Annotated in this window: 16 protein-coding genes and 1 tRNA gene; 4 read left to right on the forward strand and 13 right to left on the reverse strand. The window is 52.8% G+C overall.

Annotation, left to right across the window (positions count from 1 at the left end):
* Positions 1-172 precede the first annotated feature (172 nt).
* Positions 173-246: transfer RNA gene (locus OCV80_RS03135), tRNA-Val, on the forward strand.
* 239 nt (positions 247-485) lie between these two features.
* On the forward strand, positions 486-2,486 hold the full coding sequence (locus OCV80_RS03140) for an ATP-binding protein (protein ID WP_267288213.1): 2,001 nt from the start codon (positions 486-488) through the stop codon (positions 2,484-2,486).
* 295 nt (positions 2,487-2,781) lie between these two features.
* Here the strand turns inward: OCV80_RS03140 and OCV80_RS03145 are convergent, their stop codons facing one another.
* The 8 genes from OCV80_RS03145 to OCV80_RS03180 form a co-directional block, all read right to left on the reverse strand.
* Entirely contained in the window at positions 2,782-4,278 is a 1,497-nt protein-coding gene (locus OCV80_RS03145; protein WP_136890903.1) for a tyrosine-type recombinase/integrase, read from the reverse strand.
* Entirely contained in the window at positions 4,242-5,444 is a 1,203-nt protein-coding gene (locus OCV80_RS03150) for a tyrosine-type recombinase/integrase (RefSeq protein WP_136890902.1), read from the reverse strand. Before OCV80_RS03150 ends, OCV80_RS03145 begins: the two co-directional genes overlap by 37 nt.
* Positions 5,445-5,540: 96 nt before the next feature.
* Entirely contained in the window at positions 5,541-6,512 is a 972-nt protein-coding gene (locus OCV80_RS03155) for a relaxase/mobilization nuclease domain-containing protein (protein WP_136890901.1), read from the reverse strand.
* Entirely contained in the window at positions 6,473-6,781 is a 309-nt protein-coding gene (locus OCV80_RS03160; RefSeq protein WP_136890900.1) for a plasmid mobilization protein, read from the reverse strand. Before OCV80_RS03160 ends, OCV80_RS03155 begins: the two co-directional genes overlap by 40 nt.
* Positions 6,774-7,079, reverse strand: a complete 306-nt coding sequence (locus OCV80_RS03165; RefSeq protein WP_136890899.1) for a hypothetical protein — start codon at positions 7,077-7,079, stop codon at positions 6,774-6,776. The genes OCV80_RS03160 and OCV80_RS03165 overlap by 8 nt, the downstream gene beginning before the upstream one ends.
* A 193-nt stretch (positions 7,080-7,272) precedes the next feature.
* Positions 7,273-7,635 (reverse strand): hypothetical protein, encoded by a 363-nt coding sequence (locus OCV80_RS03170; RefSeq protein WP_136890898.1) that lies wholly within the window; start codon positions 7,633-7,635, stop codon positions 7,273-7,275.
* Positions 7,632-8,072 carry a helix-turn-helix domain-containing protein gene (locus OCV80_RS03175; RefSeq protein ID WP_249390806.1) on the reverse strand — a complete coding sequence of 147 codons (441 nt, stop codon included), beginning with the start codon at positions 8,070-8,072 and terminating at the stop codon, positions 7,632-7,634. The genes OCV80_RS03170 and OCV80_RS03175 overlap by 4 nt, the downstream gene beginning before the upstream one ends.
* The gene (locus OCV80_RS03180; RefSeq protein WP_136890896.1) at positions 8,072-8,281 is read right to left on the reverse strand and encodes a helix-turn-helix domain-containing protein; all 210 of its coding nucleotides are present in this window, start codon (positions 8,279-8,281) and stop codon (positions 8,072-8,074) included. The genes OCV80_RS03175 and OCV80_RS03180 overlap by 1 nt, the downstream gene beginning before the upstream one ends.
* Positions 8,282-8,409: 128 nt before the next feature.
* Here OCV80_RS03180 and OCV80_RS03185 point away from each other — a divergent pair, with 128 nt between their 5' ends.
* Together OCV80_RS03185 and OCV80_RS03190 are read left to right on the forward strand one after the other, a co-directional pair.
* Positions 8,410-11,490 carry an RNA dependent RNA polymerase gene (locus OCV80_RS03185; RefSeq protein WP_249390805.1) on the forward strand — a complete coding sequence of 1,027 codons (3,081 nt, stop codon included), beginning with the start codon at positions 8,410-8,412 and terminating at the stop codon, positions 11,488-11,490.
* Entirely contained in the window at positions 11,483-12,352 is an 870-nt protein-coding gene (locus tag OCV80_RS03190) for a hypothetical protein (protein WP_136890895.1), read from the forward strand. The genes OCV80_RS03185 and OCV80_RS03190 overlap by 8 nt, the downstream gene beginning before the upstream one ends.
* Positions 12,353-12,463: 111 nt before the next feature.
* Here the strand turns inward: OCV80_RS03190 and OCV80_RS03195 are convergent, their stop codons facing one another.
* The 5 genes from OCV80_RS03195 to OCV80_RS03215 form a co-directional block, all read right to left on the reverse strand.
* Positions 12,464-12,640 carry a hypothetical protein gene (locus tag OCV80_RS03195; RefSeq protein WP_170180087.1) on the reverse strand — a complete coding sequence of 59 codons (177 nt, stop codon included), beginning with the start codon at positions 12,638-12,640 and terminating at the stop codon, positions 12,464-12,466.
* 17 nt (positions 12,641-12,657) lie between these two features.
* Complete coding sequence (locus OCV80_RS03200) at positions 12,658-12,879, reverse strand: hypothetical protein (RefSeq protein WP_136890894.1); 222 nt, start codon at positions 12,877-12,879, stop codon at positions 12,658-12,660.
* Between the two features lie 366 nt (positions 12,880-13,245).
* Positions 13,246-13,461, reverse strand: a complete 216-nt coding sequence (locus tag OCV80_RS03205; protein WP_136890893.1) for a hypothetical protein — start codon at positions 13,459-13,461, stop codon at positions 13,246-13,248.
* Positions 13,462-13,491: 30 nt separating this feature from the next.
* Positions 13,492-13,908, reverse strand: a complete 417-nt coding sequence (locus tag OCV80_RS03210) for a DUF6550 family protein (RefSeq protein WP_136890892.1) — start codon at positions 13,906-13,908, stop codon at positions 13,492-13,494.
* Positions 13,905-14,228 carry a DUF6809 family protein gene (locus OCV80_RS03215; protein ID WP_249390804.1) on the reverse strand — a complete coding sequence of 108 codons (324 nt, stop codon included), beginning with the start codon at positions 14,226-14,228 and terminating at the stop codon, positions 13,905-13,907. The genes OCV80_RS03210 and OCV80_RS03215 overlap by 4 nt, the downstream gene beginning before the upstream one ends.
* Positions 14,229-14,253: the final 25 nt, after the last annotated feature.

Raw genomic sequence — 14,253 nt, forward strand, 5'->3', positions numbered from 1 at the left:
CGGCGCAATTTCTGAGTTACTCTCTACAGCAAAACCGTCCGCTTTCGGTAGTAAATCCTGTCGGAAGCACTTTTAATATACAGAAGTCCATCCCACACAAAAGCCTTCCATCAAACATTTTTCCCTCTTGCAGTATTAATTTGACTGTGTTATAATTTTAATATTCCAATTAGCCGTATTAGCTTAGTTGGATAGAGCGCCTCCTTGACTAAGAGGTAGACGGGGGTTCGAGTCCCCCATACGATCATTTTAAGCTGTTGCTTTTTATATTTGTATTCAACTCCTCTTTTGGTCTTTTTTGATTCCAAAAGAGGAGTTATTTTATGTCAAGCAACAATTCGAGTGTAAAGCGGCCAAAAAGCCGCACGGCACTCGATTTGGAAAACTTTAATGATGGAAACTGTAAATGACATAGGGCGCTTTCCTATGATACTCGTCCAAGTAACCAATCAAAGCAATTCTATCAGCAAGGAGGTTGCTACCATATGAGACCGTTTTCAATCAATATACGCGGTCGCGTAAAAAACTTTAATCTTCCTAAAAATCAGCCACTTGTGCCGCTTTTTGAGGCTATCGTGAATGCAATTCATGCCATTGGTGAGCGGAAATCCACCGATCCATCTTTTGAAGGCCAAATAATTATCAGAATTCTTCGTGATGGACAGTTTGTACTCGATGGCACTGGTGAATTGCCCCAAATTCAGTCCTTCGAAATTATTGATAATGGAATTGGATTCAATGAAGCAAATATTGCTTCGTTTATGGAATCGGACTCAACATACAAATCCCAAATTGGCGGCAAGGGTGTCGGACGGTTTTCTTGGCTGATTGCATTCGAAAAAGCTGAGATAGAGAGTGTCTATTCCGAGGAAGATGAATATGTAAAACGATCCTTTGATTTCTCCATTTCTAATTCTGGCATCAATGATACCCTCACCGACTGCACCGGGTATAATGATAATCAAACGACAGTCAGATTGCTCAATTACATTAAACCGTATGCCGATAATGTTCCTAAACGCAGTATTACCATTGCTATGCGGATAATCCAGCATTGTCTTGTATATTTCATTTCTGATGATTGTCCCCAAATCATCCTGCAGGATATTGATGAAACTCATAACTTAAATCATATATTTAAGGAGAAAATTCGATCTGAAGCTAACAGCAAGACTATTGTCTTGAATGATGAAACCTTTGAGTTGCTCCATGTAAAAGCCGAAGAGTCCACTATCAACGGCAACAAATTATATTTGTGTGCACATAACCGCTTAGTAGAAACAAAAGAACTGGATAAGTATATTACCGATCTTGATCGACAAATCTTCGAAAAAAGTGGATTCTGGTATGTTGGTGTTTTGAGAGGGCATTACCTCGATGAGGCCGTTGATATGAACAGGCTTTCCTTTAACATTCCTGACGGTGGCCCATTAGATAGCATGGCAAACATGATTACTATGGATCAGATCATGCGAGCGGTTGTCGTCGAAGTAAATGAATTTCTTAAAGACTACCTTCAGCCTATTGCCACAGAAAAAATTCGAAGAATAACAGATTATGTAACGCATCGGGCCCCACAGTTTCGTCATCTGTTGAAGTACACACCTGAGGCAATTGCGAAAATCAAGCCTAATTTAAGTGAGGATAAATTGGATGATGAACTACATCGTATAAAAAGAGAGTTCGATAGAACAACAGCCAAAGAAAATACTCAGCTTCTCGATGAACTGAATAAAGGTGTAATCAGTTCAGACGAGTACATACAGAAATTTGGATTGCAAATCGAAAAAATAAATAGCGCTAATGGGGCCGCATTAGCCGAATATGTTGCTCACCGCAAGGTTATCCTCGACTTGATGGAGTTTGCAATACGTCAAAATGATGATGGGCATTTTCAAAAAGAGAGTTTTCTCCATAATATCATTTATCCAATGAGAACAACCTCTGCGGATACTCCTTATAGCAATCATAATTTGTGGTTGCTGGATGAGAAGCTCGCCTATTGCAGTTATATTTCCTCCGATATTCCGTTTAATAACAATCCGAAAGAAGACCGAACAGACATAATGATCTTGGATTCTCCAGTCGCTGTTTCTGATGAAGAAAATGACGGTCGAGAATACGAGAATATTGTCTTGTTTGAACTCAAACGTCCGATGCGAGATGACTATAATAGCAGTAATAATCCTGTCAATCAGTTATATGAATATGTTTCACAGTTGAGGAGCAACAAAAAAAGGGATAAAGATGGACGTGTAATCAGAGTCGGACAAAACACCAAATTCTACTTATATGCCGTGTGTGACATCACAACCACATTAGAGCAGATTTTGGATTTCCACGATTTTTCACAAACACCTGATAAACTTGGGTATTATAAGTATAATGATAAGATGAATGCATATATCGAAATCTTATCTTATGACAAAATTATAAATGACGCAAAGAAGCGCAATAGAATCCTCTTTGATAAACTGGGGATATAATTTTCTGTAATTCTGTCATACATGAAATACCAATTCACAGTCATATTCCGCAACCAAAGTGGTTGCGGAATACGCTCTTTGCTCATGCCGAGCTGAAACCAGCGTCCCCCCATTATTTCCGAAGTGCCCTAACACACAATCAAGTGTGTTAGGGCACTTGTTTATCAGTTAGGTCGTATTCATAACCAGAATCATAAACAGTTCTCTATCATTGTTTTATTGCGGTGTAGAATTTGAGACATTGTGTTGTAAAGTAAATAGTGTACCAATCACTTCACACTCTTACCGGTGTTTTTTATGTCTTCTTTCCCCGCTTTTTCTGCTCTTCTGGCGGACTTCCATTACCTTCGTCTATATCCCTCAGCCGCTGTGCTTCCGCAATTTCCGTTTTCATCTCCACGATCAACACCTTCAACTTCTCTTCACATTCCTCGCGGGTACGGGCGTAGATGTTGCGGGCGTGTTTCTTGCCGTCGGGCCATTTGGGGGAATAGCGTCCCTCGAAGAGGTGGTCGTTGATCTCGCTGACGCAGCCGGTGCCGGACCTGCGCTTGCGGCCCACGTAGGGCTTAAAATCGGTCATACTCGGCTTTTCCGCCTGGGCCGGGGCAGTTTCCTCCCCCGACTCTGAAGCGTCCTCCTGCGGCGCTGCTTTGCCGATGCCACGGTCAATGTTGGCGGCAGCCGTGAGCCGCATATCGTCGGTGATGTGGGTGTAGATGTCCAGCGTGGTGGCCGCCGACACATGACCCAGCATAGCGGAGAGCGTTTTCACATCCATGCCGTTCTCCAGCGCCAAGGTCGCGAACGTATGGCGCAGATCATGAAAGCGTACATGCTTGCACCCAGCGTGTTCCAGGATGAGCTGCAACCTGCGCCGCACCACGCCGGGCGTGATGGGACAGTCCTCCTTCACCGGCGACGGGAACATCCAGCGGGAGTTCACCGTCTTTTTGTACTCCCGCAGCACCGCCACCACAGCAGGCGGCAGGACGATCTTGCGGACGGAGTTCTTCGTCTTGGGCGTGCTGATCTGAAGCTGGCCACGCACATCGTAGACCTGCTTATTCACATTCAACACACCGGTTTTGAAGTTCAGGTCGTCCCATTGCAGCGCCATCAGCTCACCCCGGCGCAGGCCGGTGGCTAAGTCCAGGAGGAACACTTCATAGTAGCCCTCAAACTTCGCTTGGATGAGAAACCGTTGCAACTCCTCCCGCGTCAGCACCTGCATCTCCCTCGCCTTCTTCGGCGGCAGCTTGCAGCCGAGGGCCGGGTTCACACGGATCAGCCCATCCTGCACCGCTTTCTCCAGCGCCGAGCGGCAGGTGGCGTGGCACATACGCACCATTCGGTCGGACAGCCCTTCGCCGTACTTGTCGGTGAAGCGCTTCCGGCCACTTTTCTTGAGCCGACCGTAGAACTGCTGCAGGTCGTTCTGCGTCAGCTTATTCAGCGGGATGTCCCCAATCTCCGGAATGATATGCAGGCGGATGCGGCTCTCGTAGGTCTCCTGCGTAGTTGGGCGGATCTTAGGCTTGGAGTGATTCTCATACCAGTATGTCAGCCAGTCCCCGAAGGGCATCTCAGACCGTACTTTTTCGGGCTTCAGCCCGCCGCAATCCACCTTGAGCTTCTGGAGCTTCTCGACGCATTCCTTCTTCGTTTTGGCAAGGACATTTTTCGTCTTGGGATAGCCGTTATCGTCATAGCCGATGACGATGCGGCCTTCCCACCGACCGTCCTTGCGCTGCCTTACTGTTCCGTCTCCGGCTTTTCGTTTTCTTGCCACGGTTTCAACTCCTTTCCGAAAATATCCTCCATGAAGCCGCCTACGATGCCGCAAGCCTGCTTTTGCATATCTGAGGTGACATGGGTGTAGGTATCCAGCGTGAAGGAGGCGTTGGTGTGGCCCAGGATACCGGACAGTGTCTTGGCGTCCACGCCGCTGGTGAGGGCATGGGTGGCGAAGGTGTGGCGCAGATCGTGGAAGCGAATACTGGGCAGCCCCGTCCGCTGGAGCAGCGTCTTCATGTGGCGATACGCCGCGTTGGGATCGACGGGATCTTCCGGCTTCACCGGATCAGGGAATATCCATTGGCTGATGGCATCCGCTTTTCGCCGCCGCAGGATGTCCACCACGCTGTGCGGCAGAATGATGGTACGCATACCTTGATTGGTCTTTGTCTCACCGACGGTATACTCGCCCTTCCGCTGGCTGTGGAGAGTGCGGCCCACCTTCAGCGTACCGGTATTCCCATCGAAGTCGCTCCATTGTAGGCCGCAGATCTCGCCGCGGCGCAGGCCGGTCATCAGCTCCGTCTGGAAGAAGTCCCGCCACACCTCGTCCCGCTCCACCACCGCGCGGAAGGCATCCAGCTCCTCGCCGGTCAGGATGCGCTTGGGCTTGTAGTTGGGTTTGGGCGCCGTTGTACCTTCGGTGGGATTTCTGGGAATGACATGCGCCTGCACCGCGTCTTTCAGTGCGGCGTGAAGCGTGGAGTGGATGTGGCGCACCATGGAGTCGGAGAGCTGATGCCCCATCTCGGGATGCTCGTGGATGCGCCCCTCCGTTTTCAGGCGGCGGTACATCCGCTGGATGTCCTGCTGGGAGAGGAGGGAGATCTGCTTGTCGCCCAGCTGCGGCTTGATGTAGTATTCGATGTAGCGGCGGTAGCCCTCGAGGGTACCGGGGCGCACCGTACCCGCCTTGTACTCTGTGAGCCAGCGATCCAGCCACTGGCTCAGCGTCATGCGGCTGTCCTCGGTCAGCTCCACATCACGGTAGCACTCGATGTTCTGATGGAGTTTGTCCAGCAGCGCCTTTTGCGTCTTGGCGTAGATGTGACGGAACAGCGGTTCGCCATTTTCCTTGTGGCCGATGACGATGCGGCCCTCCCAGCGGCCGTCGTCACGCCTTCGCACCATGCCGTCGCCGGCCGGTCTTCGTTTTGCCATGCATTTCACTTCCTTTGAATTCGTTTTCTTTTTGCAACACAAACAACTACCACACTTTTGCGGAAATAGCTATCAGAACTTTGGAATTGTTCGTCATTACATCCGCATAGAAAACCCGTGGTACTGCTCGTATTGTTCCTCTTCATTATCTACAGCGTATTCCACCGTGCGGTCGATCTTGCCGCCGCGTTCCAGAATACGCCGGATCTCCTGCTTGCTGTGATGCAGTGTTTCCAGATGGAAGCGGTCATTGTCGCCGGTGTTCATCGCATCCAGAATGGAGATCAAACCGCAGACGGCATCGTCCACCGTAGGCAGGAGTTCACCGTACTCGGTGGCATCGATGCGGCTTTCCAGATACTCACAGCCGCCCATATCGAAGTAGGCTTCCATGCTGCTGCGCAGAAGCGTCTGGTCGAAGAGCTTATTGTCTCTGCATCGGACATTCTCCGGTGTGGTGTAGGTGATGTATTTTTGATTCGGCTCCCATCGCACCTTGTAGCCGTACTCCGCCATGAATGCGATGAACTCCTTACGGGTAGCACAGTTCTCCATAGCTTCCTTAATGGTACGGCACAGCCGTTTCTTCCAAGCAGGAATACGGAACGGATCCGCCTTGCTCTCGGTGAAGGACAAGCCATACTCCCGGCAGAGTTGGTTGCTGTACTCCTTTGCCTGCTGCATCTCCCTGGCGCTCTGATGAAACTTCTGACCGGTTTCAAAATTTACCGAGTTCATGATGATGTGATTGTGGATGTGCGCTGTATTCATATGCGTGACCACCACGCACTGGTAGCCCTTGAAGTATTCCGCAAACTTCAACCCGATCTCATGCGCTGTATCAAAATCCAGCGGATCGTCCGGGGCGAAGGCTTGGACGATGTGGTAGTAGCTGCGGCCATCTGTTTTGCGGAACTGTTTCTTTACCGCTTCGAATTCATCCTGAGCTGTTTGAGCCATGCAGTTGACACCGGATATGAGACGCTCCACCGTTTTCTCACGGTTTGTAACATAGTCCAGGATACCGCTCAGACTGCGTGAGACAGCAATGAATTTAATGTTTGCCATGCGTTCCGGTACACCTCCGTAAAGGGTTCATAGTTCACCTGCGTGATACGCCCCTGCCGAGCCATGACCGTGAGCTGGTTCAGGTTATTTCCCTGATAGCGCAGCTCCCGCAGAAGTTCATCCATACCTTCAATGACCGTGACCTCACGATCCATAGCCGCCCGGCGCACAAACTCGCTCTCGGTCATATGAGCTGCATCCGCCTTACGGCGGATGCAGTCCTTTTCCCACCCGGCAACGCGGGCGCGGATAAATTGATTCTTAGCCATGGTGCTCGTTACCTCTGCTTGCCAGCATAGTCATCGTCTCGATCTGCTTAGCCAGAGTCTCGTCCCGCGCATGCACATAATAGAACTCCAGCATCTTTTCGACTGCAAAGCACTGCTGCCACTCCGCACAGCCAGATAGTGCGGCTTTGCCCTTGCCGGTGAAAAAGTGATTCAACTCTTCACAGGAGACATCCACGCCGAGTTGATAGAGCATGGCTTCCCGTACATCGCTGAGCATCTCTTCCTTATCGTACTTGTCCATCATAATTTCATAGGGATTATAGGTGTTCTTCGTCATAATCTTTATCTCCTTTAAATTCATTTTTCTTTGTGTTGATAGGGGTGTGGGCTTAGCCCGCCTGCCGAAGGGGTCGGAACGGGGCAATCGCCCCGTTCCGTACCACGAAGGCGAAACTTGTCATTCTCGAAGCGAGAATTTTCGGCGCTGACGCGCACTTCAGCCGCTCTGCGGCGCTTTGCGGAAAAGGCAGTCATCCCGCTTGGTCAAGCATCCATGGCGCATCACCCCCTTCCGGGCAAAACACGCTGCGGTAGGTACCGCTGTCCGGCACCATGCCACGCTCCAGCATGATCTCACTTTGCAGCAAGCGCACACACAGCTCCGCATAGACACTTCGCATCTCGTCCCGGCTCCGACGGGCAACGGCTTTTTGCTCATCGGTCAGATCACCGTAGTGCTCATCGCAGAGGAACAGGCGAAGCTCTTCTTCGTCGATGGGGTCGGCATGATCCTTGTTCCACGCCCACCGAATGTAGTGCATCGTGTCGTGCGTGCGACGGAGAACCATCATCGGGTCATGGTCTACAATGAAGTTCGCAAGTTGCTGCATCATGCGCTTTCCTCCTTTTTGTTCTGCTGATTCAACTCGACCAGCCGCTTCTCTGCCTGTGCCCGCTCCATATCACGCTCCGCCTGCAGAAATTGCCGCTGGTAGTTCAGCTCCAGCGCTTCCTGAATGGGACGGATGGTATAGATGAGACTGCCGTTGCGCACGCGGCCGTCCTTCGTGGTGATGGTGCTGGGCTCCGTGCGGATGAGGCCCTTCTCTTCCAGCCCGGCCACATATTTTCGCACGGTGTTTTCGCTCAGCTGCACCGACCGACCGATGGTGCGGTAGCTGGGATGGCACTGATAGGTCCTGCGATCCTCGCAGCGCAGAAGGTAATTGTAGACGGCAATCTCGTGAGAAGTGAGACCGAGATTGAAGACTTCGTTTGGGACGAGATAGTAGTGCTTGTTCGGATCCCGCTTAGGCCAGCGCTGGAACATCAGGCATCACCTCCTGTCTGCGCATCGACCCATCGGCGGAATTTTTCTTTTGGTACCACGATGCGGCTGCCGATCCGCAGTGCGGGGAAGCCCGTCTCGTGCATGAGTTCGTAGGCGCTGGAGATGGACACGCCCAGCACCTGCGCCACCGTGTTCGCGTTGAGGAACAGCGGCAGCTGGTCATAGTTGGTGAATGTGGATTCTTGCATTGGATTCCTCCTTTATAATTTTTTATTGAGAGCTGCAAGCAAAAAGCTCCCACTGAAAAAGTGGGAGCAGTATCCATATTGCAAATTTGGAACCTCATGATAGAATAGAAGCATCAGGAGGTGAGCCGATGCCGTTGATGAAATACAGGATCTACGAGCTGTCCGCCAGAGCCGTGATCAGCTATGGCAGGCAGCAGGACGGGACATATACCTTCCATCTCAGCGCCGCCGAGACAGAGAAATGCAAATCACTTTCCGCGCCCCATGAGCAGGACGATAACGCACTGTTCTATCAGACCATGTGCGTGCTGCACGGCGACGCTTTCACCGGAGCACCTGAAGGGCAGCTGGTGACCGACCTTTCGGATGTCATTTTCTATATGGACTTCTCCGGCATATTCGACCGGAGCGGTGCCAGAAAGAAACACCTGATTCGACAGGAGAAGGCCAAGGCCCTGTTCCGTCCCGAGGGCGTGAGCCTTGATTTTGGCTCCGACCCGCATCGATATCTCGCCTTTGAGCGGTCAGGCAGCATGAGCCGGCAGGCGCGGCTGTCCTTCATTCGGGAAGATTTTTTTGACGCCGTGCGTCGACGCATCATGATGGATATGACCATCGGTGACTGTCAGCTCAGCAAACTCTACGCCTACAACGGACTGATGCTGTCCAGCGGTATCCGCATTGACGGCATCGGCATTGACCGGCCCCACCGGGTGGTGGTCATCGACAATCCTACGCGCACAGAGCGGAATGTCAGCGTCATCACCGTAGAGGACGACGGAACGCAGAGCAGTACCCGCAAATATCACCGGGTGGAGAAAAAAGAGGACATCGAAATCACCTGCTTCGACGGCGAGGGGCTGATCTCAAAAGAATATGCCCGCGTCGTGGACGAGAAGCTGTGCGGGAAGAAAGTCCACACCTCATTCCAGATCCGTATGCCCTATGTCAAGGGTATGCTGCACGAGGTGGACTTCAAAGACTTCCTGACCCTCTGCGGGACGGACACCATCACCGATCTGTGGGGCATGGAGCATTCCGTCCGGGATGTGGACGTCATCCTCACCAAGAGCATGTTCAAGGGATACGGCTGGCTCACTGCCAGTGGCATGAACTGGGAGGACTACCGGGCGGTGTTTCGCAAGTACCGCCATGCGCTGTACATCACCAATGTGAGCAAGGAGAAACCGGAACAGACCACCGAGCTGAACTATCAGTTTCTGACCACCGTTTCCATTCAGGGTGACGAGTTCCGCCCCGCCGATCTGCCGGACGGCTGGGATCACAGCCCGGAGACGGACGAGCGAAATTGGCTCACCAAGCAGACGGAGCTACGGTACTATAACCTCTGCGCAAACCCGCAATTTCGGCAGAACTACTTTCTGGAGAAAGCGGATTGGATCAGCTGGTGGGAACGGCATCAGGGCAAAGACCAGATTCTTGCTGCCGTGCTGAAAAAGAATCCGCATTTCATCAACGAACCGGTCTATGCCAGGCGGCTGGAGGACGAAGCGGACAAGATCGTGGAGCAGTACGCCGTCGGCCGCCTGATCGTGGCGGGAGACAACCGTTATCTTTCCGGTGATCTTCTGGACTTTCTGGCATTTCTGCTCCCGACTGTTCCGCCGCGCAAACGCAGGCAACGGATGTTTTACAGCACCGTCATGACCGACCACTTCCCGGAGAGTTCCTTCTATGCACCCCAAGCGGCCTATGCCCATGACGACGCCTGCACGCTGCTACGCAATCCGCACATTGCCCGCAACGAGGAGCTACAGCTTTCCTTCTACGACGCGAAGGAAGAGAGAAAGCAGATGCGGCATTACTATTTCGGGCACCTGACGGATGTGGTGATGGTGGATTCCAATATGCTGGCTGCGGAGCGGCTGGGCGGCGCTGACTACGACGGTGATATGATCAAGACCATATCTGATCCAATCCTGAATGCCTGCGTCCGCCGCAACTACAACCTCTACCGCTACGAGAAACACAAATCCCTCACCAACACAGAGAACATTCCTCTGCTGATGATCCCTACGGCCCAGCCCCAGATCCGCAGTGCCGACGACTGGGAGGCACGCTTTGAGACCGTTCGCAGCACCTTTTCCTCCCGCGTCGGTCAGATCTGCAATGCCGCGCTGGATCGCAGCATCATTGCCTACAACGAAAACTCCGACGCCGAGGAGCGGGAGCGCTGCCGGGAGGAGACGGAAACATTAGCCATCCTTACCGGGCTGGAGATCGACTCGGCTAAGAGCGGCATCCGCCCCGATCTGGATGAGTACCTGACCCACAAGACCGTCAAGCGCAGTGCCTTCCTCAAATATAAGACGCTGGTAGAGGAGGCGGAGACCCGGCGCGCCTGGTACGAGCCTACCCATGCGGCCAAGGTAAAGGCGTTTTTCAAAAAGGTGGATTGGGACGAGGTGGACTCCAATGTGGAGCGCCTGCCGTATCTGGCACAGCAGCTGAAAAAGAACACGCCGCGCATCAAGGCAAAGCCCGCCAAGGACGAAGAATTGTTTTCCTTCGCTCGGCAGCCGGACTGGAAGGAACAGTTAAACTCCGATAAGCTGGCGGCAGTGGATGCGCTGCTGCGGGATTACGATGCCTGCCTCTCCCGCATCCGGGCCTGCCGCGTTCCGTTGAAGGAGAAAAAGCGGAAGAGCGATGTGGAGCGCATTCTATATGCCAGAGGGCAGGAGGATGCATACGATCCTGACGAGCTGTACGCTCTGTTCGGCAGCCTGCCGCCGGAAAAGGTGTCCGCCCTGCTGTATGCCATGCGGGAGCAGGCCTGGCACCTCATGGACGAGGATGCACGGGAGCGTTTCCTGCGGGAATGGCTGCCGGTGCCGGAGTTTGAGGATATTTACGATCTGCTGACCGATTTCCGCTTCGGCGGCTACCGCATCCTCGGAGACATTGTCTGTGATATAGAGGAAGAGAACACCGGCAGGGAGAAAAAGCAGCTGTTCCGCGAAAGCGACTCGAAAGCCTTCACCGCCATGATGAGCGCCTTCGCGGACAAATCCGCCTCCCAGAGCTACCGTGATGCGGTGACGGCTAAGTGCCGGGAGTTATTGACCGCGATTGTAAGACCGGCTCTGGCCGTGCGCTATGTGGTCGCTCTCGGCAGACGTGACCTGCTGTGGGATCTACTGCCGGAGTATATCGAGAAAAATGTTCTGGAGGTGCGGGATGATTAACGAACGGGAGGAATTCTGCGCATATACCGGAACGGTTTCCTATACCGCCAGCAGGAAGAGCGATACGACATGGCTGGGCCGTTTCACCTTTGCCACGATCCTGGAGTTTGAGGGAATGGCTCGGATTCTGACCATCCTGGCCCGCGGATACCTGTTCCACGGGGAGGATGGAGCAATCCTTTCGGGTGATTCGCATAATCGGATCGACCACGCCCGCCGTGCGCTCTGCGCCTGGTGCAGTGTGCCAGAGGACGGAAAGCGTGTGCAGGACAAGGAGTGGCAGTTCCAGACGGACTTTTCGGAGCTGCATACAGAGTTCCCGGAGCTGGTGGATGCGGATGGGGTCGGCTGGTTCCTCCGTCATGTTCTCCGTGCGGCGGACTTCATGCTGACGCACCCGGAAAAGGTGCGCAGCACCTCGCTCAAGTATGTGGAGGTCATTCGCTCAAAGTTTGCCGCCGCATGGCGAAGCAAGGTGATGCAATATCAGATCCCGATTTTTGCGTCCCAAACCAAGGGCGCCTGGACACTGCGCTTTGATGATGTCCTTGCCGATGCGTTGGAGCTGGGACCGCTGCGCAGAGAGGAGCCGGAGCTGCCGCCTGAACTGACAGAGAAAGTGAAAGCGGCGCTTCCGAAGGAAATTCCAGCCGAGGTCGTCTGTACGCTGATCCGCTATTACCTCGCCAACCGTCAGGATGATAGCGAATGGGTCGTCCTGCCGGTGGCAAGCTTTGACGCCTACTTCGGGGACACCAGCTTCAGCAAGAAATATCTGCCCAAGATCCCGCCGGAGATCGTGGAGCGGAGCAGCGCCTTCGGCATGAGCCGGTATCGGATCACAGAAGAATATCTGCCATAGGATACAGACAGCGGGACAAGCCTTTACGGCCTGTCCCGCTGCTTTCTCTGCCCGGATTGAAAGTGTTTTCCTTGTCTATGGCGGCTCAATCGCTGAGCTGCCGCCTATGCTCTACTCCTCGTCATCATCGGGCCACGAGGAGATCATGTGAATATCCCCGGTGTCCATGTCCATCGCCATGTGATCTCCCATGCGCATCATGAGATTCCCATCGGAGTCCATCGCCATGCTGTCAGAAATGCTCATGGCGAAGTCGCCGTCATCGTAGTCGAAAATGTACTTTGACATACCGTGCACCTCCAATTTTAATCATCGTATTCCGGATAGTCAGGCGCCCACTCGGGCATCCAATGCGCTTTGTTTCTGCGGTTTGCATTGTGAGTTCTCTGGTACGATCTGTGGTTCGGATTCATCTGATTGGCCCGATTGTCAGCGTCAGCTTGATATGCCTTGTTATTGGGATTATGCAGATTTGCCCAGTGATCCAGTTGTGCTTTGGTATGTGTTTTTCCTGATACCTTTCCCATAATCAGCCTCCTTTCTGAACCGAAAAAAGCCCACGCACTTTGCTTCGTGCGTGGACTGCGATCATCCGGAAGACCGCTTTGCACGCAACAAAACAAACCCGACGAAAGAACACTTTCTCCGGTTCGATTTTGTGGTGCAAAGCATCGAAACAACAGGGGGACAACGACAGTCAACCAGCAAACTGCTTTCTCAATTCCATAATGAGAATTTGATTGGAATCAATAGTTTCGAGGATTTACTCATTTGTCCGCTAAATTGTCTATATCACTACATAGGTTCAATATGATTCGTACTCTCATGATACGAATGGTTGAAGCTTAGGATAGTCCAACAATTCAGCATTAACATGGTAACATAAATCGAAATCAAATGCAATAGGCAACTGCAAATTGAGAAACGATACTGCCGATTTCCGCGGTTTCTATTACAAATCCCCACACTATCGCCCCGCAAGCAGGTGCGCACATGAGTTCTTTCATCGTGCGCCGGATGGCGCTTTTCAATTCCACACCGACAAAAAAAGTGGTTGGTATCACATTTTGATACCAACCACTTTTCGGTGCAGCAACTTTCGTAATCAAGCAGCTTAACCGCTCCCAGCAGCTCCTGTTTCAGCCCATGCTCCCGATTTTATTGCCATTTTCGTACATATCCGCGGCATACTCGCGGTGATTCGGCCCCTCGTATGGTACCCAACCAAAGCCCGGAATATAGACCTCGTCGCCGGGCTGCAGCTCTATGGTCGGCTGCGGTGCGGGAGGCGCAGGCTCCGGCTGCGGCGTTTCGACCGCAGGTGTCGGCTCTGCCGGTGTGGGGACAGGAACGGCGCCAAGCTCCTCGTCCGGCTCTGCCCGCGGCGTTTCCGTATTTTTCCTTTCTGCCGTTGTCACAGCATCCGTTTTCGGAGCAGCTGCGGCGTGCGTTGGTATTGGGGCGGGTCGTTCCTCCCGTGTGTCTGGCTGCGGCCACACAGCGGCACACAGGGCCAAGCAAGCGGTAATCACAGCTGTCACGATGCGCTTCTTCATTGTTCATCATCCTCCTTTTTGAACGTAAAACGAGCGCCCGGTTTCTCTGCCGCTTGGCAGCGCGCCGGACGCTCATCGTCATAGTGATTCAATTCTGCGGACAGCCGCCACGCCAGCCGAAATCCGGAGATGAAGCTGTCGAGCGAAGTGTCCTCCGAAATATGATCCTTGGCATCGATGATCTTCAGCACCAATCGGCGCTCCGGCTTGCCCAGCGCCTCAATGAGCGCGCGGTGGCATTCTTCGATTTCCCGCTTCGTCGCCGCCAGCTCCGGCGGGGTGTAGAAGCAGTCGTACAGATCCTTCAGCAGTTTGTTCATGTGCTCGCCTCCTTGCAGCACAAAC

The organism is Oscillibacter acetigenes, from assembly GCF_025567605.1.
Taxonomy (GTDB): domain Bacteria; phylum Bacillota; class Clostridia; order Oscillospirales; family Oscillospiraceae; genus Oscillibacter; species Oscillibacter welbionis.